At 43.5% G+C, this 22,201-nt stretch carries 28 protein-coding genes; 22 read left to right on the top strand and 6 right to left on the bottom strand.

Annotation, left to right across the window (positions count from 1 at the left end; translation table 11 throughout):
• The first annotated feature begins 114 nt into the window (after positions 1–114).
• On the top strand, positions 115–408 hold the full coding sequence (locus NAF17_RS11540; RefSeq protein WP_252758139.1) for an RNA recognition motif domain-containing protein: 294 nt from the start codon (positions 115–117) through the stop codon (positions 406–408).
• Between the two features lie 457 nt (positions 409–865).
• Here NAF17_RS11540 and NAF17_RS18120 read toward each other — a convergent pair whose 3' ends face one another.
• Entirely contained in the window at positions 866–994 is a 129-nt protein-coding gene (locus NAF17_RS18120) for a hypothetical protein (protein ID WP_256474499.1), read from the bottom strand.
• An 87-nt stretch (positions 995–1,081) separates the two neighbouring features.
• On the opposite strand from NAF17_RS18120, the gene NAF17_RS11545 reads away from it, so the two are divergent.
• The 5 genes from NAF17_RS11545 (at position 1,082) to NAF17_RS11565 (ending at position 3,147) form a co-directional block, all read left to right on the top strand.
• Positions 1,082–1,279 carry a hypothetical protein gene (locus NAF17_RS11545; protein WP_252758140.1) on the top strand — a complete coding sequence of 66 codons (198 nt, stop codon included), beginning with the start codon at positions 1,082–1,084 and terminating at the stop codon, positions 1,277–1,279.
• Positions 1,280–1,474 carry a hypothetical protein gene (locus NAF17_RS11550; protein ID WP_252758141.1) on the top strand — a complete coding sequence of 65 codons (195 nt, stop codon included), beginning with the start codon at positions 1,280–1,282 and terminating at the stop codon, positions 1,472–1,474.
• A 21-nt stretch (positions 1,475–1,495) separates the two neighbouring features.
• Positions 1,496–1,756, top strand: coding sequence for an ATP-binding protein (locus tag NAF17_RS11555; protein ID WP_370341167.1), 261 nt, complete (start codon positions 1,496–1,498; stop codon positions 1,754–1,756).
• A gap of 100 nt (positions 1,757–1,856) precedes the next feature.
• Positions 1,857–2,195, top strand: coding sequence for a hypothetical protein (locus tag NAF17_RS11560; protein WP_252758142.1), 339 nt, complete (start codon positions 1,857–1,859; stop codon positions 2,193–2,195).
• A gap of 262 nt (positions 2,196–2,457) precedes the next feature.
• On the top strand, positions 2,458–3,147 hold the full coding sequence (locus tag NAF17_RS11565; protein ID WP_252758143.1) for a VIT1/CCC1 transporter family protein: 690 nt from the start codon (positions 2,458–2,460) through the stop codon (positions 3,145–3,147).
• 182 nt (positions 3,148–3,329) lie between these two features.
• Here the strand turns inward: NAF17_RS11565 and NAF17_RS11570 are convergent, their stop codons facing one another.
• Positions 3,330–3,746 carry a hypothetical protein gene (locus NAF17_RS11570; protein ID WP_252758144.1) on the bottom strand — a complete coding sequence of 139 codons (417 nt, stop codon included), beginning with the start codon at positions 3,744–3,746 and terminating at the stop codon, positions 3,330–3,332.
• Positions 3,747–3,857: 111 nt separating this feature from the next.
• Positions 3,858–4,040 carry a hypothetical protein gene (locus tag NAF17_RS11575; RefSeq protein ID WP_252758145.1) on the bottom strand — a complete coding sequence of 61 codons (183 nt, stop codon included), beginning with the start codon at positions 4,038–4,040 and terminating at the stop codon, positions 3,858–3,860.
• 219 nt (positions 4,041–4,259) lie between these two features.
• Between NAF17_RS11575 and NAF17_RS11580 the strand changes: the two genes are divergently transcribed.
• The 3 genes from NAF17_RS11580 (at position 4,260) to NAF17_RS11590 (ending at position 6,201) form a co-directional block, all read left to right on the top strand.
• A complete protein-coding gene (locus NAF17_RS11580; protein WP_252758146.1) occupies positions 4,260–4,955 on the top strand; it encodes a S24 family peptidase in 696 nt (231 codons plus the stop codon).
• A 206-nt stretch (positions 4,956–5,161) separates the two neighbouring features.
• Positions 5,162–5,662, top strand: coding sequence for a GNAT family N-acetyltransferase (locus NAF17_RS11585; protein ID WP_252758147.1), 501 nt, complete (start codon positions 5,162–5,164; stop codon positions 5,660–5,662).
• Between the two features lie 65 nt (positions 5,663–5,727).
• Positions 5,728–6,201, top strand: coding sequence for a peptidase associated/transthyretin-like domain-containing protein (locus NAF17_RS11590; RefSeq protein WP_252758148.1), 474 nt, complete (start codon positions 5,728–5,730; stop codon positions 6,199–6,201).
• Between the two features lie 14 nt (positions 6,202–6,215).
• Here NAF17_RS11590 and porT read toward each other — a convergent pair whose 3' ends face one another.
• Together porT and ubiE are read right to left on the bottom strand one after the other, a co-directional pair.
• Positions 6,216–6,941 carry a type IX secretion/gliding motility protein PorT/SprT gene (gene porT, locus NAF17_RS11595; RefSeq protein ID WP_252758149.1) on the bottom strand — a complete coding sequence of 242 codons (726 nt, stop codon included), beginning with the start codon at positions 6,939–6,941 and terminating at the stop codon, positions 6,216–6,218.
• A complete protein-coding gene (ubiE, locus tag NAF17_RS11600; protein WP_252758150.1) occupies positions 6,938–7,669 on the bottom strand; it encodes a bifunctional demethylmenaquinone methyltransferase/2-methoxy-6-polyprenyl-1,4-benzoquinol methylase UbiE in 732 nt (243 codons plus the stop codon). Before ubiE ends, porT begins: the two co-directional genes overlap by 4 nt.
• 231 nt (positions 7,670–7,900) lie before the next feature.
• On the opposite strand from ubiE, the gene NAF17_RS11605 reads away from it, so the two are divergent.
• Complete coding sequence (locus NAF17_RS11605) at positions 7,901–9,268, top strand: Gfo/Idh/MocA family protein (protein WP_252758151.1); 1,368 nt, start codon at positions 7,901–7,903, stop codon at positions 9,266–9,268.
• 92 nt (positions 9,269–9,360) lie between these two features.
• On the opposite strand, the gene NAF17_RS11610 is transcribed toward NAF17_RS11605, so the two are convergent.
• Entirely contained in the window at positions 9,361–10,392 is a 1,032-nt protein-coding gene (locus tag NAF17_RS11610; RefSeq protein WP_252758152.1) for an aldo/keto reductase, read from the bottom strand.
• Positions 10,393–10,881: 489 nt separating this feature from the next.
• Here NAF17_RS11610 and NAF17_RS11615 point away from each other — a divergent pair, with 489 nt between their 5' ends.
• From NAF17_RS11615 to murI, 12 genes are all read left to right on the top strand, one after another.
• Entirely contained in the window at positions 10,882–11,646 is a 765-nt protein-coding gene (locus NAF17_RS11615) for an SDR family oxidoreductase (protein ID WP_252758153.1), read from the top strand.
• A 121-nt stretch (positions 11,647–11,767) separates the two neighbouring features.
• Complete coding sequence (locus NAF17_RS11620) at positions 11,768–12,217, top strand: GatB/YqeY domain-containing protein (protein ID WP_252758154.1); 450 nt, start codon at positions 11,768–11,770, stop codon at positions 12,215–12,217.
• A gap of 126 nt (positions 12,218–12,343) precedes the next feature.
• Positions 12,344–13,105 (top strand): alpha/beta fold hydrolase, encoded by a 762-nt coding sequence (locus NAF17_RS11625; protein ID WP_252758155.1) that lies wholly within the window; start codon positions 12,344–12,346, stop codon positions 13,103–13,105.
• A gap of 64 nt (positions 13,106–13,169) precedes the next feature.
• Entirely contained in the window at positions 13,170–13,832 is a 663-nt protein-coding gene (locus NAF17_RS11630; RefSeq protein ID WP_252758156.1) for a CBS domain-containing protein, read from the top strand.
• Positions 13,833–13,841: 9 nt separating this feature from the next.
• Positions 13,842–14,723 carry an NAD kinase gene (locus NAF17_RS11635; RefSeq protein WP_252758157.1) on the top strand — a complete coding sequence of 294 codons (882 nt, stop codon included), beginning with the start codon at positions 13,842–13,844 and terminating at the stop codon, positions 14,721–14,723.
• Between the two features lie 11 nt (positions 14,724–14,734).
• On the top strand, positions 14,735–15,523 hold the full coding sequence (porG, locus tag NAF17_RS11640) for a type IX secretion system protein PorG (RefSeq protein WP_252758158.1): 789 nt from the start codon (positions 14,735–14,737) through the stop codon (positions 15,521–15,523).
• Positions 15,524–15,659: 136 nt separating this feature from the next.
• A complete protein-coding gene (locus NAF17_RS11645) occupies positions 15,660–16,181 on the top strand; it encodes an ExbD/TolR family protein (protein ID WP_252758159.1) in 522 nt (173 codons plus the stop codon).
• Positions 16,182–16,525: 344 nt separating this feature from the next.
• Entirely contained in the window at positions 16,526–17,266 is a 741-nt protein-coding gene (uppS, locus tag NAF17_RS11650; protein WP_252758160.1) for an undecaprenyl pyrophosphate synthase, read from the top strand.
• 63 nt (positions 17,267–17,329) lie between these two features.
• Positions 17,330–19,885 (top strand): outer membrane protein assembly factor BamA, encoded by a 2,556-nt coding sequence (gene bamA, locus NAF17_RS11655; protein WP_252758161.1) that lies wholly within the window; start codon positions 17,330–17,332, stop codon positions 19,883–19,885.
• Between the two features lie 21 nt (positions 19,886–19,906).
• Positions 19,907–20,437 (top strand): OmpH/Skp family outer membrane protein, encoded by a 531-nt coding sequence (locus tag NAF17_RS11660; RefSeq protein ID WP_252758162.1) that lies wholly within the window; start codon positions 19,907–19,909, stop codon positions 20,435–20,437.
• Between the two features lie 53 nt (positions 20,438–20,490).
• Positions 20,491–21,003, top strand: a complete 513-nt coding sequence (locus NAF17_RS11665) for an OmpH/Skp family outer membrane protein (protein ID WP_252758163.1) — start codon at positions 20,491–20,493, stop codon at positions 21,001–21,003.
• Positions 21,004–21,066: 63 nt separating this feature from the next.
• Positions 21,067–21,906: a glutamate racemase gene (gene murI, locus NAF17_RS11670; RefSeq protein WP_252758164.1), complete on the top strand. Its 840-nt coding sequence runs from the start codon at positions 21,067–21,069 to the stop codon at positions 21,904–21,906.
• Positions 21,907–22,201: the final 295 nt, after the last annotated feature.

Raw genomic sequence — 22,201 nt, forward strand, 5'->3', positions numbered from 1 at the left:
TGTGTCGTAATGACACCTCATTGTAAAAAACACCTGACAGGCCTTCCCATTTGCCCCGCGGCTGCCGAAATCCGGCCATTTTTCGTATATTTACAAAAAAACAAAAGGAGATTAATGAAAGTATTTATTGGAGGCCTTCCGTTAGAAGTAAGCGAGGCCGAACTAAATGCGGTTTTTGGTGATTTTGGGCCGGTTAAGAGTCTAAGGATCGTTAAGGACCGTGAAACAAAAGAGAGCAGAGGCTTTGGATTTGTGGAGATGGTAAATGAGGATGAAGCTAAAGAAGCTATCCGCTGCATGAATGGTCAAAGCTATTATGGTAAACGTATAACAGTTAACATTGCTGAGGATAAAGGTCCAGGTTTTGGCGGTGCTGGTGGTAACAGAGGTGGCTTTAGCCGCAACTAACCCATAATATTTTTCTTTGTATAAAATTCGCCCTGCCATGCGGGGCTTTTTTATGCCATTATTCCCGGTCGTGAAATTTTTCTTTTTCCAAAAAAAACCATCCCTGCGGGTTGTTTTGAAGTTTTTTATTTTGTAAAATTTAAAGAACCCTAAACGAACAACGAATTGCGCCCCTTTGGAAATTTCAACCGCCTTTGGATCAGGCTTACAGACTCAACCTCAGAGTTGCCTTTAGAGTTTAGGATATTCCACTTCCTTTGCTTAATTGCCATTTTTGCGCTTGCCTGCAATGTTCCTTTTAATTATTTGATAGGGTTGCCTTTTATTGCTTTAATAAGCCTTGTAAAAATGCTTGTTTTTCGTTCCTTTATTACCGATCGGGTTACCTGGGCGAGGTTAAAACCACCATAACTATATTTACCATTATTGGTAACCTGCTTTTTGCTACAAACTTTATTTACAACTCGGGCACCTGGGCGCCAACAGACCTGCTGATGGGGCTTTCCATCCTGCTGGTGCTTGTGTGGCGCCTAAAGAACAGCAAGTTTTGGATAGGCGCAAAATGGCTATCATTATTATAATGCATGTAATAGCGTATTACCATCCCCAATGGGTGCCTAATAGTTATTACAACCGCGAGAGTCGCTTTTAGATCCTTTTACCGGCCTATGTGGTGGCGGTAATTGTAATCTATTACACCATTACCTACCTGAAGCGTAACTACGATCACGAAAAACGCCCGGTAGCCGATAAAGCAAATTCCATCTCCCAGCAAAACAAGCATATTTCCGAGCAGAATAAAGAACTTGCCCGCATCAACTCCGAAAAAATACAAGCTGATGTTCATCATAGCGTATGGTCTAAAGCGTAAATGGACGGCGTAAATGTTAAACTTGGTTATGTTAATCTGCGGAATGCCTTGTTTAACACCATCGAACTGGAGAAAGCCATCGCCCTCAAGAAAAACATCACCCTTACCGACGAGTTAGATTGGGATACCCGCAACGTGCCCTTTAGCGATATGTTGCAGCTGGTGATCCGCAACCTCATTAGTAAATGTCATTAAGTTAACCCTGTTAGGCGGCATATAAGCTTCAAGGCTAAACAAATTGGCAGCGAGTGCTGGCTTATCATCCTCGATAGCGGCATCGGCATGGGTACCGATAAGCAAGCCGACCTGTTCTCGCTGCAGGCACAATCAACCTTTGGTACCGATAACGAGAAAGGCGTAGGCCTTGGCCCGCTGCTTTGTAAAGAGTTTACTGAACTGCAGGGTGGCCGCGTCTGGGCCGAAAGTGTATCCAATGAGGGCATCGCCTGCTTTGTATCTATGCCGGCGGGGGATTAAGTCAAAAGTCAAACAGGATTATGTTAAGTTGGTTTAACTTACGTAATAATGTATGCGATAAGCAGATTTTTTACTTTTGAATTTTTACTTTTGACTTATTATGAAGGTCGGCGATAAAGTGATATGTGTAAATGATAAGATCGATGCGGATAAAAGCACCGAAATAAGGCGCGATTTTGAGATCTGGATCATCAAAGATAAAGAGTATACCATCCGCGAGATCCTCGATAACAACAACATCGTAACCGGTGTACTGCTGGATGAGGTACATAATTTCCCCAAATTCTTCACCCTTATCAACCGGTACCAGGAACCTGCCTTCGCTATCTGGCGTTTCCGTAAACTTAATTATGCCGCTGCACCTGCAGGAGCTGTAAGTAAGGTTGAGGAGTTAGTAGGGGTTGATGAGAAGCAGGAACATTTAATTAAGACGAAGTAATACCTTCACGTCTCGATATTGTCATTAATAGCCTGCTACAGCGGCTTGATTATCTTAAATATTGTAAGTCATAACATTAACAGTGACGTTAAAAGTTCTTTTTATTGAGATCCTTTTGTAACACTCAATTCTATTTAAATTTTGAAGATCAGCCATTAACCTTTATTAAATCATTATTAATAAAAGGTCTAATTATCAATTGCTTATAATTTAAACATTTTCATTTTACTAACGTAGTTATTTGAGATTACAGATAAATCATATGGAACTAGAGGAGCATTACACTAATAGAAGCGGATGGTTGCGTGCGGCCGTTTTGGGCGCGAACGATGGAATATTGTCTACAACAAGTATAGCTATCGGTGTTGCAGCTGCCAGCACCACCAGAGGCCCTATTATTCTTGCGGCATTAGCCGGACTGGTAGCAGGGGCATTGTCTATGGCCGCGGGTGAATATGTTTCGGTCAGTTCACAATCCGATATCGAAACTGCGGACCTGGAAAGAGAAAAAAAAGAATTGGAGACCATGCCGGAAATTGAACTGAAAGAACTTGCCAAGATCTACCAAAAAAGGGGATTGGACAGCGAGTTATCGCTCCGGGTTGCTCAGCAGCTTACCAAGCATGACGCACTGCAGGCCCACGCGAAAGACGAGTTAGGCATTAATGAATTTTCAACACCAAAACCACTTCAGGCCTCGTTAGCCTCGGGTGCATCTTTTATTTCCGGAGGTTTATTGCCCTTTTTAGTTTCCCTGTTTGCACCGGTGGGTTTAATGGTGTATTTCTTATACGGTTCTGCAACTGTTTTCCTAGCATTATCAGGAGGGGTTGCCGCAAAAGCCGGCGGGGCAAACATACCGAAAGGTATCATAAGAATTTGCTTCTGGGGAACAGTAGCTATGGGGATTACGGCGCTGGTAGGTTATATATTTGGGGTGAAGACAGCATAAGTTGTTTCTGCAAAATCACTACACCGCCGTCCCTGGCGGAAGCATCGGTTACTTTTCTTTGCGGCTAAGGCAAAGAAAAGTAACACCCACATGGTTAGAACAACTCACTGCATTCCTATCGAAGAACAATTTCCGCTATTTAAAGCCCAGATTTATGTTTTTAATGCTATTTGGCATAATTATTACCAATTTTTATCTATTGCTGCCTCTGTTTCCACTAATTGCGTTAGGATAGCTTTCAACATCGCTTCACGTGCCCATTGCTGTTCTATCAGGGTGGCATCCTGCTGGTACCAGGTAATAGCCTCGTTGATTTGCACGCGGGTTTTGTAAACGAATTGCTTATTGGGGTGCAGGCGCCGCCCTTCATAACTGTTCAGGTTTTCGGTAGTGATTAATTTTGCAAAATTCTTCAACGAGATGTCCAATTGCAGGCATTCGTCAAGCGAGTTTTTGAAATCCTGCTTATCCTCCAGCCATAAGGTTAGGTGGTCGTCGGTAAGGTCGTGGTCTGCAATGCAGATACGGCTGTAATTGTAATCTACCGTGATGATGAGCCACCACAGCTGGTCTTTGATTTTTTGTGCGATTTTTATCATAATGTTATTGGTTAATGGTTGATATAGAGTTGATAATTAATGTTTCATAGGGAATGGGCTTATAGTTGATGGTTAATAGTTTATAGTCAGAAGCCTTTTTGGCTTTCTGTTTTAAGCTTTCCGCTCAAAAGGCGGCATCCATCCGGGCATGTATTGCTGTATGGCGGCAATCTCTGCGCGGTATTTATTACAGGCGGTTTGGTAGGCCTGATAGCGCTCAGTAAGGTGCTGGTTGTTAAGTTCGGCTTTGCCGTTTTTTTGTTTGGTGCGCAGGGCGTAGTGGGCAATATGCATAGTTGTATATGGATAATTTCGTTTATTTATGGTTGTCTTTAAAGTTTCCCCTTCCGGGGGGGGAATTGGAGGGGGATTATAAAGTATATTCTTTAAGTTCTGTATACATAATATTTGGATTGTTGATTTTTAGTTTTAAATTAGCAATTATCGAACGAACAAATATAAAGAAATATCTTTAATTAAATAAAGAAAAATCTGTAATTATTTTTTATTGCTATGGATGATCTATCAAAACCGAACAAAATTAAAACGGTACGCCCTGAAACACTGGAATTTATTATCCTTTACAACCAGTTGCGTGGCCGCGCTTTTAATAACAATAGTGAGCTGGCCGAGGCGCTCAATTTTAATTCGGCAAGTTCTATTACCGAGATCATCAAGAGCCGCCAGAACATCGACCCTGAAAAACTAAAGATCTTTAAAGAGAAATACGCCGAGCACCTTGGCGGCGCGAAAAGGAATGCGGACAAACCCGCACCCGCACACCGCGAGGAAGGTATACCCATGTATGATATTATTGCTACCGCATCGGGCGTGGAGGTTTATAATGACATTAACGATTCGCAATCCGTTGGACGGATGAATTTCCCGGGAATAGAGGAGTGCGACTTCGCACTGCCGGTTTGGGGCCACTCGATGTACCCTTACCTGGAGAACGGCTGCTGGGTAGCCCTCAAAACCATCAACGATAAAAAGATATTGCCCGGCGAAGTATATTATATTGAGTGGGGCGACTACCGAATGTACAAACGCCTGCTGGCCAGCGATAACCCCGAGGAAGTGATAGCCCACTCGGACAATGTAACAGAAATGGTGGCCGGCCGCCTCAAATATGCACCTTTCCCCATCCGCATAGATGAAATAAAAAAGCTATGCCTGGTGAAGGATATCCATAAAAAGCATAATCATTAGTAGATGTGCAGGTGTGCGAATATGCAGATGTGCAGGTGTGCAGATATGCAAATGTGCAGATGAGGAAATAAAAATAAAATCTCATTTCGAACGAGGTACGAGGAGAAATCTTGTTAGATGTGCAAAGTCTGCAATTCATGTCTAACAAGATTTCTCGCTATCGCATCGAAATGACAGAGAAATAAATCCAAAATCGTAAACCCAAAATGATTCGCCTTGCCACAGTAAACGATATCCCTGCCGTAATGCAGGTAATACACGATGTTGTACCCATTATGCGGTCGGCAGGTAATTTTCAGTGGGACGATACGTACCCCAACGCGCAGGTTTTTGAAGACGATATTAAAGCAGGGCAGCTTTGGGTAGTAGAAGCCGACGGGCAAATTGCAGGCGTAACCGCCATCACTACCGAGCAATACCCCGAGTATGCGCAGGTAGGCCTCGATACCAGCGAAGAAGCTATTGTAACGCATCGCCTTGCGGTAAGTCCGCATTTTAGAGGTAGGGGCTTTGCTGCCGATTTATTATACCAGGCCGAGGTAGTAGCCATAGACCGGGGCATAGGCATCCTGCGGATCGATACCAATTCGCATAACTATGCCACGCAGCAACTTTTCCCAAAATTGGGTTATTGTTTGAAAGGAGAAATTACATTAGAATTTAGGCCCGGCCTAAGCTTTGTTTGTTTCGAAAAACGGTTGGATTAAAGTCATCACTTGCTGTAGGCGAGGCAATCCCAAGGGGTATGATTAAATTTAAACCATAAGATCGTATGCTGAAAAGAATATTAATTTGTTTTATGCTTGCTGTTTCAGCAAGTTGTCTTTATTCTCAGAATAAAACAATTCATGGAAGGGTTATAAATGCTGACTTGGAAACTTTGCCATACGTGTCAATTATAATTAATGACACAGTTAAAGTTGGGAAAACAGATTTAAATGGTTTTTTCCAAATAGATATCCCTATTTCCGTGAGAAAAATATCATTCGAGTCTGTCGGATTAGATCAAGCAACTGTAAGGCTTATAGATAAATGTGATGTAGTAGAGGTTGTAATGATGTTAAGCGGTACTTATGATTTTATACATCTGAAGAGAGTAGATAAACTTCGAATGAAAACATTCAAGAAACTACCAAAATTACATAAGGAAGCATTTGAGAAAGGTATATTTAAAACGGATAAGTCTTGTTATAGACAAGAATTTATACCTCCTTATGTAAAGGATAAAAGTAATGCAAATCGTTAAAGGCACACCCTTGCCTACTCAAAAAACAAACTGAACGTAAACGTGTGCAGTGATAATTTGCTGATAGGCGTAGCAAAAGGCGTATTATCGGCAACAAGCATATTGCCAATGCTGTTGGTCAGTTTTATTTCTGGCGAAAGTTTAAAGTATTCAAAGTAGATGTCAAACCCAAAGCCCGCCTCGTACGATGGGTAGCCGCGTACGTTGCGCAACAGGCGCTCGGTAGGGGCGGTGTTAGGCTGGTCTTTTTTAGAACCAATGGCACCCGAATATTTCAACCCGCCAATCAGGTAAGCACGAGCGTTCCCCAACCTGTCCGATTTTAATTTCAGCTGCAGTGGGAAATCAACCGTGGTGGTTTGCACAGCCTTATCTACATCCTGCGATGCGTCCACATAATTATATGTAACCGACCTATCCGAAAATACCAGTGACGGGGTAATCCTGGCCTCCAGGTGATCTGTTAAACGATAACGAGTTAAAAAGCCTACAGCAAAACCCGGCATATTTTTAGAATTAATGGCGTTAAGCGGTGTGCTCACATTTGCGCCCGTTCCCGGGTCAACAAAGGGCGTTTGCCAGTTAGGTTGTTTAATAATTTTGAAACTGCTTTGTACGTATGAAAAGGAAAAGCCAAAACTCAGGTCGTTTTGGTCGGCACCGCCACCCCATGCCTGCGCACGCAGCAAATTGCTGCAGCCCAATAACATTATGGTGATGAAGAGGCGGTTTTTGATCATTTAATACCGGTATAAATCGAACAGATACCAAACGCCAAAGGGCGCTGTTTGGTATTTTTAAAGCCTGCTTTTTTCATCAGCGTGGTAAACGCCTCACCATCCGGGAAAGCTGCTACAGATTCGGGCAGGTAAGTGTATGCCCTCGCGTCTTTAGAAAATAGCTTGCCAATACCGGGCGTTACGTAATTAAAGTAAAAAGCGTAAAGCTGTTTTATGGGGAAGTCTTTTGGTTTAGAAAACTCCAGTACCACTGCCTTGCCACCCGGTTTTAACACCCGGTGAATATCGGCCAGTCCGGTCTCTAAATTCTCGAAATTGCGTACACCATAAGCTACAGTAACCGCGTCAAATTCATCAGCCTCAAAAGGTAAATTTTCCGAATCGCCAAGCTTAACTTCAAACTTATCGCTTAAGCCGCGTTTGGCAATTTTTTGGTCGGCAATGTCCAGCATGCCACGAGAGATATCCACACCAATTATTTTCTTTGGTTTCAGGATCTTCAGGGCCTCAAAAGCGAAATCGCCGGTGCCGGTAGCCACGTCCAGTATCAATTGGGGCTTGTCGTTCTTCAACTCGTTGATCGCCATTTTACGCCAGATAATATCGATCCCCAGCGACAAAAAATGGTTCAAAAAATCGTAAGTTTTAGAGATGTTGTTAAACATATCGGCCACCTGCTCTTTTTTGGTGCCCTGCTGGTTTTGGTATGGTTTTACAGTTTTGCTCATGTGTGTTGCGGCAAAGATAAGTATTGGAGGTGATAGTTAATGGTTCATAGTTGATGGTTCATCATGGATAGTGAAAATTATGATAATAGGCTTACCCGGCGTTGGTTTAAGCCAACCCCAATCCTAAGTCATACTAATATTTGGGGGGAGATTTGTTCCCGCTATGAACTTTCAAACAAAAACAATACCTTCACTTTTCAACAAATAACAAAACTAATACACCTCATCATCATGAAAGAAAATCCCGAAGCATCCCGCAGGGGCTTTATAAAAAAACTGGCTGCCACTGCAGCAACGGTAACCGTGGGCAGCAGTTTACTGGCTGCAGATAAGCACAGCTTTCATTACCTTAAACAAAAGTATAACCAATACGGACCTAACGACCAGGTGAACATCGCCCTCATAGGTGCGGGCGGTATGGGTACGCAGGATGCCATTGTTGCTCTACAGGTGCCCGGCGTAAAACTGGTTGCCGTGTGTGACTTGTACGACGGCCGCCTTAAAGAAGCCAAAACTCGTTGGGGGGCAGATATTTATACCACCAAAATTTATAAAGAGATCCTAAACCGCAAAGATATAGACGCGGTTATCATAGCCACGCCGGATCATTGGCACCAGCAAATTTCTGTTGACGCCATGCACGCCGGCAAGCACGTGTATTGCGAAAAACCCATGGTACATTCCGTTGCCGAAGGCCCTGCGGTGATAAAAGCGCAGAAGGAAACCGGTAAGATCTTCCAGGTGGGTAGCCAGGGCGTATCATCGCTTGGTAATGAAAAAGCACACGAATTGTTAAAGAGCGGTGCCATTGGCGAACTTAATTATGCCGAAGGCTTTTGGGCACGCCGCGCACCTGTAGAGGTTTGGCAATATCCGATCCCGGAGGATGCATCAACCCAAACAGTTGATTGGGAAACTTATGTTGCCAACACCCAAAAACGAGCGTACGATTCCAAAAGGTTTTTCCGCTGGAGAAACTATACCGATTATGGTACAGGTATGGCCGGCGACTTGTTCGTGCACCTGTTTAGTAGCCTGCACTTCATCACCGAATCTATGGGGCCTAATAAAATTTATGCTTCGGGCGGGTTACGTTACTGGAACGATGGCCGCGAAGTGCCCGATGTTTTATTAGGTACTTTCGATTACGGCAAAACGGTTGCGCACCCGGCGTTTAACCTATCGTTACGTTGTAATTTTGTGGATGGCACCAGCGGTACTACTTACCTTAAACTGGTAGGCAGCGAGGGTTCTATGGATATTACCTGGGATAGTGTTACCCTGAAAAGGAACAAGGTTATTCAGTCGGACGATCCATTTTATATCGAAAAAATGCGCAAAGCGGGCCAAACCGACGCGGGCCGTAAACACATTCTGCCTCCCGAAGAAATCATCTACAATGCAGAAAAAGGTTACCTGGGCGGCCCGTACGATCACATGAATAACTGGATCACGGCCATCCGCACCAACGGCAAAATTACCGAAGATGCCATCTTTGGTTACCGCGCCGCAGCCCCGGCACTTTTATGTAACGACAGCTACTATAAAAACACCCCTATGTTTTGGGATCCGGAGAAAATGAAGATAGTTAGTAAGTAGCAAAATCGTAATTGCTTCGTGCCTCGCAATTACGCCCGGAGAGGGGGCTCGTTTAAAACAAACAAAGGCCCCGATTTCGGGGCCTTTGCTATTTAATAAAACTTTGGCAACGGGTTTAACCTCGTATCCTGGCGTTGGTGCCAATAGGGGTAAATGGGGTCGCGGTCGCTGGCTGTGTCCAGTTTTTTAATTTGATCGGTGGTAAGGTTCCACCCAACGGCGGCAAGGTTTTGTTTTAACTGCTCCTCGTTTCGGGCACCAATAACAACATTGGCAACGGTAGGGCGTTGCAGTAACCAGTTGATGGACACCTGCGCTACCGATTTACCGGTTTCTTCGGCTACTTCGTCCAAAGCCTCTACAATAGTATAAAGGCGTTCAAAGTCAGTTTCTGGGCCGTGGCTGCCACCCTGACTGCGACGATTATCCTGCGGAATAGGCTGCCCACGACGAAATTTACCACCCAGCTGACCGGAAGCTAACGGGCTCCAAACAATGGTGCTTACCTTTTGGTCGATACCAAGGGGCATCAGTTCCCACTCAAATTCACGGTCTAATAGCGAATAGTATGCCTGGTGCCCAACGTATTTTGACCAGCCGTAACGTTCAGAAACCGAAAGTGATTTCATTAAATGCCATCCCGAAAAGTTGGAAGCCGCGATATAACGCACCTTGCCGCTTCGGATCAGGTCGTCCAATGCGCGCAGGGTTTCTTCAACCGGGGTGTTACCATCAAAGCCGTGCATGTGGTATATGTCAATATGGTCGGTTTTTAAGCGGCGCAGGCTATCCTCTGCCGATTTCACCAAATGGTAACGTGATGAACCAAAATCGTTTGGGCCATCGCCCATTTTAAAGGTGGCTTTGGTAGAAATCAACACTTTATCGCGCAGGCCTTCTAATGCCTGGCCCAAAATTTCTTCGGAAATGCCGCCCGAGTAAACGTCGGCCGTATCAAACAAGTTAACTCCTGCATCAAGGCAAAGGTGAATTAGTTTTTTAGCGTCATCAAGCTGAGTATCGCCCCAGGCCTTAAAAAATTCGCCCGAGCCGCCAAAGGTAGCCGTACCAAAACTAAGTACCGGCACGTTTAATCCCGATCCGCCTAATTGTCTGTATTCCATTTATTTATGTTTTTGTGGTGTGATGTAACTGTAGAAATCCAAATTTCGGGGATAGTTTTAAGATTTGTATCATGGTAATAACATAAAAGGAATAAAGGGGGTGTAGCATTCATTGTAATACATCCATTCCCAAATTGTTATTCTCTACCGAGGTACGAGTAGAACTGACCATAGGGAGCTTACAGCCGCGTGTTTTTTTGTTCGTTTCTTTTTTGCGACAAAAAAGAACGGTAAAGCCCTCTTGAGTGTCAAAATAAACATATAAAAAAAAATGGACATATAGGCCCTTAAACTTTATACTGCCATTCCTAACGGAAAACTAACAGGCGACTTGTGCTAAAGAGATTGCTTTGTACCTAAATGATGCGTGGTTGAGTTTAATATCAACTATGATCTATCAACCATAAGTAACCTCACCAAATACTACCTTAAAAAGACAAAATAAGACAAAATTAAAACATAATTTAGTTGCCGATAGTTAACTTATCTATGGCAAAAATCGCATTAATAACAGGCGCTACCGCAGGGATAGGCGAGGCCTGTGCCCACACATTTGCACGCGAAGGTTATAACCTGATCCTTACCGGCCGCCGTATGGACAGGCTGGAGAAACTCGCGAACCACTTAAACGACAAATATAACGTAGAGGTAGCCGTATCATCATTTGATGTACGCAACCGCGAACAGGTGATCCAGAACCTGGAAGGCCTGCCCGCGCACTGGAAAAAGGTTGATGTGCTGGTAAACAACGCCGGCCTTAGCCAGGGCCTCGACCCGATCCAGAACGGCAGTTACGACGATTGGGAAACCATGATAGATACCAATATAAAAGGCCTGCTTTATGTAAGCCGCGTGGTATCTAACTGGATGATCGGCAACGGTTACGGCCATATCATCAACTTAGGGTCGATAGCCGGGAAAGAGGTTTATCCTAACGGGAATGTATATTGCGCTACCAAGCACGCGGTTGATGCCTTAAATAAAGGGATGCGGATAGATTTGAATGATAAAGGCATCCGTGTATCGGCAGTACACCCTGGCGCTGTGGAAACAGAATTTTCGGAAGTGCGCTTTAAAGGCGATAAAGAACGCGCTAAAAAAGTGTACGATGGTTTTGAGCCGCTGGTGGCCGATGATGTTGCCGAAACCATCTGGTTCATTGCATCGCGCCCCGCGCACGTAAACATCAACGACCTGATAATTATGCCAACCGCGCAAGCGACGGCAACAAATATTTTCCGGAAGAATATTTAAGTCGGGAAGTCGGTAAAGTCCGATAAGTCCGAAAGACGAAATAAAATAGATATACAATTATAGTACATTATACTTCCGCACTTTCCGACTTATCGGACTTCCGGACTAAATACTTAAAATCATGTCATTACTTACCCAAATAGATCAGGATATAAAACAAGCGATGCTAAGCAAACAGGCCGACAGACTTAGGGGGTTGCGCGCTATAAAATCGGCTTTACTGCTGGCCAAAACCGAAAAAGGCGCTGCCGACGAGTTGACGCAGGATGCCGAGATAAAGGTGTTACAGAAACTGATCAAGCAACGTAAAGAATCTGCCGACATTTATAAAACACAAGGCCGAGAAGATCTGTACGATATTGAGATTGCCGAAATGTATGTGATAGAGCCATACCTGCCGCAGCAAATGACGAAATTTGAGATAGAAGGTTTTATACAGGAAGTTATTGAAAGGCTGGGTGTTACATCTGTAAAAGATATGGGGCGGGTTATAGGCCTTGCCAATAAAGAGCTTGCAGGCCGTGCCGATGGCAAAACGGTTTCTGAAGTGGTAAAACAACTGTTAGGCTAATTGCCGCGTAATAATTATTGGAGCTAAAGCTGGTAAACTATCTTAATAATTATAATTTTACAACAAATCAGACTAATATTGATTTCGGTCTGATATATTTACGAAAATACTTACACCAGCTATATTATGGATTTTGTGCTTAAAGAAGAAAAGGGTTTCAGTTACATCGAGGAGGGGCAGGGCGAACCGCTGTTGTTGCTTCACGGGTTAATGGGCGCTTTAAGCAATTGGGACGATGTTATCCGCGAGTTTAGCCCTAATTACAGGGTTATAATTCCGGTTTTACCTATATATGACCTGCCTTTGTTAACTACGGGAGTCCGTGCGTTGTCAAAATTCATACATAAGTTCATCAAGTTTAAACAACTTAGTAATGTTGTACTTTTAGGTAACTCGCTTGGTGGGCATGTTGGTTTGGTTTATGTGCTTGCACACCCGGGTTATGTTAAAGCATTGGTTTTAACGGGGAGCTCGGGCTTGTACGAAAACGCTTTTGGTGGTTCATTCCCCAAACGCGAGAGTATTGATTTTGTAAGGGAGAAAGTAAGATATACCTTTTACGACCCGGCAACGGCCACAGAAGATATGGTGCAGGAGATATTCCAAACCATAAACGACAGGCATAAGGTGATCAGGATATTGGCCATGGCAAAATCGGCTATCCGCCATAATATGAAAACCGAGCTGCGTAAAATTACCATGCCGGTATCGTTAATTTGGGGTAAGGACGATAAGATCACCCCGCCCGAGGTGGCTATTGAGTTTAACGAGTTGTTGCCAAACTCGGAGTTGCACTGGGTTGATAAATGCGGCCACGCCCCAATGATGGAGCGCCCCGTAGAATTTAATGAGTATTTAAAACTGTTTTTAGATAAGATAAAAAAATAGGAGCCCCCTCTAAGTTTCTCTCTTCCGGGGAGAGTTTAGGTGGGGCTATTTAAAAATAATAACTATGCTTGCAATTGAGCTTATATCTGACGCGATGCCCCCGGTACATACTTCTGATAGTATACAGAAGGTGTTTGACCGTATGGCCGAGTTTCGCGTAAGCCATATGCCAATTGTGAATGAGGAACAGTTCCTGGGCCTGATAAGCGAGGACGACCTGATCGAAGAAACAGACTACAACGCGCCCATAGGTTCGATAGCCTTATCGCTGGTAAACCCATATGTGTTGGAAGAGCAGCATATTTACGACGTGATCCGCCTGTTTTATGAGCGCCGGCTAAGCGTGGTTCCCGTGCTTAATATCAAAAAAGAATACCTGGGCCTCATCAGTATCAACACCATGAACGAGTACTTTGCCAAGCTTACCTCGGTATCCGAGCCGGGGGGTATTATTGTTTTGGAGGTTGATAATAAGAATAATTCGCTGGCGCACATGTCGCAAGTGGTAGAGTCAGATAACGCACAGATCCTGAGTTCGTACACCCGCACTTTTCCGGATAGCACCAAAATGGAGATTACCCTAAAGGTGAATAAACAGGACATCTCTACTATACTGGCCACGTTTCAACGCTACAATTACGACGTAAAGGCCACCTTTAACTTCACCGACCATAACGATAACTCTATGGACAGGTTCGATTCGTTCATGAATTACCTGAACCTGTAACCACAGCATATGAAAATAGCAGTTTACGGCAGGCAGTTTAACGACCCATCGGTGTTCCCGTACATCCGCCAGGTGTTTGAAAACCTTGCGCAACACAAGGTTGAGGTTTACGTTCACCCTATATTAAGCGAAAATCTAAAAGGTAATGTAGATACAAGTACCTGTGCAATCCTTAACTGCAATGAACCCATCAAAGGTAATGTAGATGTTTTTATAACCCTTGGGGGCGATGGTACCCTGCTGGATATGGTTACCCTTGTGCGCGATTCGGGCGTGCCGGTTATCGGTATCAACTTTGGCAGGCTTGGCTTTTTGGCCAGCATCAACAAAAGCGATATCGCGGCAGCTATACACGCTGTAGTAAACCAGGAGTTTACAATGGATGCCCGTGAACTACTGGTGATAGATTCTGAACATAAAATATTTGGCGAAAACAACTTCGCGCTTAACGATGTAACCATCCACAAACGCGATGATAGTGCCATGATCACTACACATGTAGCGTTAGATGGCGAGTTTTTGAACTCGTACTGGGGCGATGGGCTCATCGTGTCGACGCCAACAGGTTCAACCGCGTATTCGTTAAGTTGTAACGGGCCTATTATTTTCCCTAACTCAAACAGTATAGCACTTACACCTGTGGCACCGCATAACTTAAACGTTAGGCCGCTAGTACTGCCTGATACCAGCGTGCTTACACTGGATGTTGATTACCGGGGCAATAACTACATTGTATCGTGCGATAGCCGTACTGTAATTGTAGACAAACCCATGCATTTTAAAGTGTACAAAGCCGATTTTAAGCTTAATTTGGTACGCCTGAATAATGAAAGCTACTTATCTACGTTAAGGAAAAAACTATTATGGGGTTTAGACGCCCGTAATTATTAACTGATCCCTTGATGCCCAAATTTTACGCCTTTTGTATTTTACTGTTTATCAGCATAAATGTACAGGCCCAGCAAACTTGGGAAATTGGCGGTAATATAGGCGCGGCAGGCTATATCGGCGATCTCAATATCAATAACCCTATTAAACCAAGCGGCGGGCAGGTGGGTCTGTTTGTAAAACGAAACTTTAACCGCTATCTGGGGCTAAAGCTAAACTATACCTTTGGGCAAATAAGTGGCGCCGACAGCACATCGGGCATCCAGCAGTTTCGCGACCGTAACCTGAGCTTTACAACCCCTATAAAAGAATTATGCCTGATGGCCGAGCTCAACTTTATGAGCTATATCCCCGATGCAGGCAAAAATAAATATACACCTTATATATACCTGGGTGCCGGCATAGCCTCGTACGCGCCAAGGGCGATGTATAAAGGCAACGTTGTTGGCTTGCGGCCCTTAAAAACCGAAGGGCAAACCAGCCCCTACGCAAACACGGCCATAGTAGTGCCGTTTGGCGCCGGGTTTAAATATAACTTTTCGGGCAAGTGGACTGTTGCTGCTGACCTTGGGTACCGCTTCACCAATACCGATTATTTGGACGATGTAAGTAAAAACTACGCCGCTAAAGGGTCATTCAGTAATACTACAGCAAGGGCTTTGTCAGATCGCTCAGGCGAAAAGACCAACGTATACATCGGTAACGCCGGCTCCCAGCGTGGCGATTACCGCCAACGGGATTTTTACATGTTTGTGGGCTTTACCGTATCTTATACTTTTGTAACGCAGGCCTGTTATTATTAACTAAAACGCCATAATTCAAAATATAAAATCTTATATTTTAAAATTACAGAATTTAATTTTGTTTATTGTAAATTAACAGTTATATTTATATGTATTATTACATGTAACCAATTGTTTCACCTTAAACTATATTGCTATGGCCGAATTAAATTCATCCCCGGAAAAATCAGGCATCAAAACCCGCTCGAAAAAAGCCGCGTTAAAGGTAGATCTTACTGCAATGGTTGATCTTGCCTTCCTGCTCATTACCTTTTTTATGCTTACCACAACCTTAAGCAAACCCAGCGCTATGGACGTAGCCATGCCGGTAGGCGAGGAGAGTGAACCGGTAGCCCAATCCCGCACCATGACCATCTGCCTGGGAAAAAACAACAAGGCCATGTACTACCTCGGCTTAGCAGATAAACCGTTAATACCTGCCACTGTTACCAATTATAGCGGCAGCGGCTTGCGCAAGGCTATATTTGATATGAGCAAACATGTGCAGCAAACCACCGGCAAAAGTATGCTGGTAATTATAAAACCCGCCGAAACATCCGTTTATGGCAATCTGGTAAACACGCTTGATGAAATGAAAATAACAAGCACACAGCAATACGCCATTGCAGATATCGCCCCAAAGGATATCAGTTTGTTGAAAGCGCAGCAGGCGTATTAAGATGAATTGAATTATATTGCAGCACCATGGTACAAGCCACGGTGCTTTTTTATGCGGAAGCTAAGGTTTATTCTCCTTACCCTCTTTGCACAGCAACGAGGGTTGGCCAGCGCAGCGCAGTAGGGGTGAGTAACTATGCAAACAGTAAATCCCTGCCATCCAAAACTACCCCCGTTGATAATTATTTCTTTTTTATCGCATACTAAAATAAATACAATTAAGTTTTACATTTGTCACCTGAAAAAAAGGGCATAAGTTGTTGAGGGCTTTGCTAAAAACGATTTAAATTTTAACAAGGCTACAGGCGCTACGGTTCATAAGCAACTGTTAACACCGTTCGGGAAATGAGTTATAAGGACCAGATAGATCTTCAGAAATTACCCCGTCATATAGCTGTTATTATGGATGGTAACGGCCGCTGGGCAAAGGGTAAAGGCAAGTTAAGGGTGTTTGGCCATCATAATGGTGTGCTATCTGTACGCGATATTGTGGAAACCGCCGGCGAGCTGGGTATTGAATACCTTACCCTATACACTTTTAGCACCGAGAACTGGAACCGCCCTAAATTTGAAGTTACCGCCATTATGGAACTGCTCATCAGCACTCTTAACAAGGAGATTGCCAAGCTGATGAAAAATAACGTACGCCTGAACGCCATAGGCGATCTTAAGGCTCTACCCGGCAAATGCCACCAGGAGTTAGAAAATGCCATAAGCAAAACAGCCGGTAATACTGGGCTGGTACTTACGCTTGCATTAAGCTACAGCAGCCGCGGCGAAATAGTACAGGCTGCTAAAAACATAATAGCCAAAGTACAAAGCGGCGAATTAAACCCTGCCGATATTGATGAACAATTGTTTGAAGATAATTTATATACCGGCGGTATGCCCAACCCCGAACTTTTGATAAGAACGAGTGGGGAATACCGCATAAGTAATTATTTGTTATGGCAAATTGCCTATGCCGAGCTATATTTTACCACCAAACTATGGCCCGACTTTAGGCGCGAGGATTTGTACGAAGCGATATTTGATTACCAGAAACGCGAACGCCGATTTGGGATGACAAGCGAGCAGGTAAACTAAATTTTTACTTTTAACACTTTTTAACAACTGTATAAATTATTTTTAGCCCACTAAAATATTCGAATGAATAAAGTTTTTTTTGCTCTACTCTTCTCTGTTATAAGCACTGCAGCAATGGCTCAGGTAGGCGGCCAAAGGCAATCAGCATTATCCGGCGGCTCTATCCCTGCCGATAGTTTAAGTTACCTTAATCCTAAAGATTATATTATAGGTGGTGTAACCGTATCCGGCGCAAAATATTTGGATAAGGATGTGTTGCTTACTATATCTAAACTAAACAAAGGCGACAAGATAAACCTTCCTGGTGAGGCTAACGCAAATGTTATTAAAGATCTTTACAAACAAGGCCTTTTTGATAATGTACAGCTAAATGTTACTCGCATCAACATGGATACCATTTACTTGGAAATTGCAGTATCAGAGCGCCCGCGTTTATCGCGTTTGCACATTACAGGCATCCGCAAGGGCGAGATAGAGGACGTAAATAAAAAACTGGCAGATAAAACCGGTAAGATCGTGAACGAAAACTTACTGAGTACTACAACTGCCATCATTAAAAAGCACTTTAACGAAAAGGGCTACCTTAATACTACCGTTAAAATAACCCAAACCAAAGACCCGGGCGATGCCAACAGCGTTATACTGGATGTTGCAGTTGATAAAAAATCGAAGGTTGAAATTAACAGTGTTGATTTTGAGGGTAACACGGCGTTCTCTGATGCCAAGTTGCGAAAGCTGTTAAAAAACACCCGCGAGAAAAAAATCTATAACATCTTCGGTTCAAAAAAATTCAAGAAAGACAAATACGAAGAAGACAAGGAAACGCTTATTGAAAAACTACAAGGCAAAGGTTACCGCGATGCCGAAGTATTGAGCGATACCGTAACCAAACATGACGAAAAAACCGTCGACGTAAAAATCAAGATCTACGAAGGCCCCAAGTATTATTTTGGTAATGTAAAATTTTCGGGTAATGCAACTTACCCTACAGAGTTATTAGAAAGGATTCTGCGTATCGAAAAGGGAATGGTATTTAGCGAGGTTGAATTATCAAAACGTTTAACCGGCCCAACACCAAGCAATGATGACGTATCATCGTTATACTTAAACAATGGTTACTTAACCTTTAATGCAGACCCGGTTCAAACCAGGGTTTATAATGATACCGTGGATTTGGATATCCGTATCTATGAAGGCCCGCAGTATACCATTAACCGTGTTATATTAAAAGGTAATGATGTTACCAATGATAAAGTGGTAATGCGCGAGATCCGTACCAAACCGGGGCAAAAATTCAACAAAGAACTATTGATACGTAGTGCGCGTGAGATTGGCCAGTTAGGTAACTTTGATGAGCAAAAAACCGAGCCAAGGCCTACAAACATTAACCCCGCCGATGGTACTGTGGACCTGGTTTACAATGTGGTTGAAAAACCATCCGATCAGATAGAGCTATCAGGCGGTTTTGGCGGCGGGCAGTTAGTTGGTACCTTAGGTTTAACCTTTAACAACTTTGCCTTACGTAACCTGTTTAACCTTAAAGCATACAAACCATTGCCAAAAGGCGACGGGCAGAAACTAAGCCTAAGGGGGCAATCGAGCGGGCGTACTTACCAAAACTTCTCGTTCACATTCTCCGAACCGTGGTTAGGTGGTAAAAAACCTATCTATTTCGCATTATCGGCTTATACACAAGGTAGCTCAACAGGCCAATATTATCCTAAAAGCAGCCCTTACTACAACAAATTACGTATTAATGGTATAGGTGTAACGTTAGGTAAAAAATTAAACTGGCCGGATAACTACTTCCAGTTAAACTACTCGTTAAACGTAGATCACTACGATCTGGATAACTATGGTGGTTATCTGTTCCAGAATGGTACATCATACAATATTAAACTAACTCAGGAGCTTAGCCGTAACTCGGTTGATGCGCCTTTGTACCCAACATCGGGTTCAAACATAAAATTAACCATACAGGCAACGCCGCCATATTCGTTTTTTAACAACGTGAACTATAAAGTGGCAACGCCCGAAGAAAGATACCACTTTGTAGAGTACTACAAATGGAAGTTTGATGCACAGTGGTTTGAGCGTATAACCGGTAAACTGGTATTAATGTCGCAGGTGCGTTTTGGTTACCTGGGCCAGTATAATGCTTTGGTTGGGCCTTCTCCGTTCGAGCGTTTCAAACTGGGTGGCGATGGTATGCAAAGCTACCAGTTCTTACAAGGCACAGATGTTATAGGTTTACGTGGTTACGAAAACTTCTCTATAGTGCCCGAGGGTTCAATGTTAAATGCAAACACCAACCAGGGTAGTGCTATTTACAATAAATATACTATGGAGCTAAGGCATCCCGTTATTACTGGGCAGTCTGCAACCATTTTCTTGTTAGCTTTTGCTGAGGGTGGTAATGTTTGGAATGGTTTTAGCCAATTTAACCCTTTTAATATAAGGAAATCTGTAGGTGTTGGTGCAAGGATATTTTTACCGATATTTGGTTTGCTTGGTTTAGATTACGGCTACGGTTTCGACAAGATCCCAAACCAGCCCGAGGCCAACAAAGGTCACTTCCACTTTACTATTTCGCAAAGCTTAAGTGGCGGGTTTAATTAATTTGCATAACGATTATTTATTATGAAGAAGATAATTTTAATACTATTTGTTACGTTTGCAGCATGTACCGCTGCAGTTGCCCAGCGTTTTGCTTATGTAGATTCGGATTATATTTTGAAACACATGCCGGAGTATGCTTCATCGCAGAAACAACTGGCATCACTTTCAGAATCGTGGCAGAAGGATGTTGACGTCCGTTTCCAGGAAATTGACCGCCTGTACAAAGCCTACCAGGCCGACCAGGTGTTGATGACCCCGGACATGCGTAAACGCCGCGAGGCCGAAATTGTAGATAAAGAGAAACAAGCGAAGGATTACCAACGCCAGATATTTGGGCCGGATGGCGAGCTTTCTAAAAAAAGCAACGCGCTGATTAAACCAATTCAGGATAGGGTGTCTAAAGCTGTACAGGGTGTAGCCGAAAGCGAAAACCTGGATATGATATTTGATAAAAACAGCGAAGTGATAATGTTGTACGCAAGCCCGCGTTATAACAAGAGCGATGCTGTAGTAACCCGTTTAGGTTTAAAACCGGGCGTGTTTGCTAAGTAAAGATTGTATATTTATAATTAGAACTATTTTTTTTTAAACACAGAAGAACACAAATGAAAAAACTATTTAAAGTTGCTTTAGTTGCAGCAGGAATGTTATTTGCAGGCAACTTTGCCCAGGCACAATCAAAAATTGGCCACATTAATTTTCAGCAGTTGATCGATTTTATGCCCGAAACCAAAACTGTAAAATCTCAGCTTGAAATTTACCAGAAACAATTCATTGATGTATTAACTTCAATGAATAACGAGTATCAAACCAAAGGCCAGGCTTACCAAACAAAACGTACAGGCATGACTGATGCGGCGCGTGGCGCAGCAGAAACCGAATTGCAAGATTTTTCAAAACGCTTACAGGATTACCAAACTTCGTCTCAGCAACAAGTTGAGGCTAAACAACGCGAGCTTGGTAAACCATTGATTGATAAAGCACGTGGTGCAGTTACAGCGGTAGCTAAAGAAAAAGGTTACGGGTACGTATTAGATACCACCAGCGAGTATTTAGTAGTATCTCCGGACGCTGATGACCTGATGCCGGCTGTAAAGCTTAAATTAGGATTAAAGTAATCTCAAAATTAAATTATTTAGAAAGCGTCTCCATTACGGGGCGCTTTTTTTATTTTTGATAATATGACGGCAGGCAGTCCCATAGGAGTATTCGATTCGGGTATAGGTGGTTTAACGGTGTTCCGTTCTATAGCAGAACAGATGCCCGGTTACGATTATTTATACCTAGGCGATAACGGCCGCGCCCCTTACGGCAACCGCTCATTTAAAACCATTCACCAGTACACTTGGGAATGTGTGCAATGGATGTTTAAGCAAGGCTGTCCGTTAGTAATATTAGCCTGTAATACCGCATCGGCAAAAGCCCTGCGCACCATACAGCAGCAGGACATGCCCGGCCTCCATACCGATAAACGTGTGCTCGGCGTAATTCGCCCCACGGCAGAAGTTATTGGCAATTATACCAAAACCAAACAGATAGGTGTACTGGGCACCCAAGGCACCGTGCAATCCGGCTCGTACTTGTTAGAGATTGAACACTTTTTCTCCGATCTTAAAGTTTACCAGCAGGCCTGCCCGCTTTGGGTACCCCTGATAGAGAACGGCGAATACAACAAACCCGGCGCCGACTATTACGTGCAGCTTTATCTGGATCAACTGATGCAACAATCACCTGATATTGATACCATTTTACTGGCCTGCACCCATTACCCCCTTTTGCAGGAGAAAATAAAAGCTCACCTGCCGGCCAATGTTAATGTAGTTGCACAGGGCGATATTGTAGCCACCAGCCTGGTAGATTACCTGCAACGCCACCCCGAAATGGAGCATCGCCTCAGCAAACAAGGCAACCGCCAGTTTTATACCACCATTGATGACACCCCCGATTTTGACCGCCATGCGTCGCTCTTTTTTGCAGATAATGTAAAGAGTGAGTTTGTTAATGTAAGGGAAGTATGTTAAAATAGATGTGCAGATGTGCAAATATGTAGATGTGTAAATAATAAATCTCCAAGCGTCCACGCTTGGAGATTTATTATTTTAAGCGTCCACGCTTAAAATGAACTTAGGCGTAGACGCTTACCACGTACAACGTTCAAGCGTAGACGCTTGAACGGGCAGATAATAAATGGAGATTCATTTTAAAATCCTACTAATCCCTAAATCAAGCGAATCCCGGTAAAGACAATAGCGTTAGGGAGTGGAGCGGATACCGTACTCGCGCCTAATGCTTGCAGGCGTATGATCCGTTAGCCAA

Origin of the sequence: Mucilaginibacter aurantiaciroseus (genome assembly GCF_024055595.1) — a bacterium.
In the GTDB taxonomy this organism is placed as follows: Bacteria; Bacteroidota; Bacteroidia; order Sphingobacteriales; family Sphingobacteriaceae; genus Mucilaginibacter; species Mucilaginibacter aurantiaciroseus.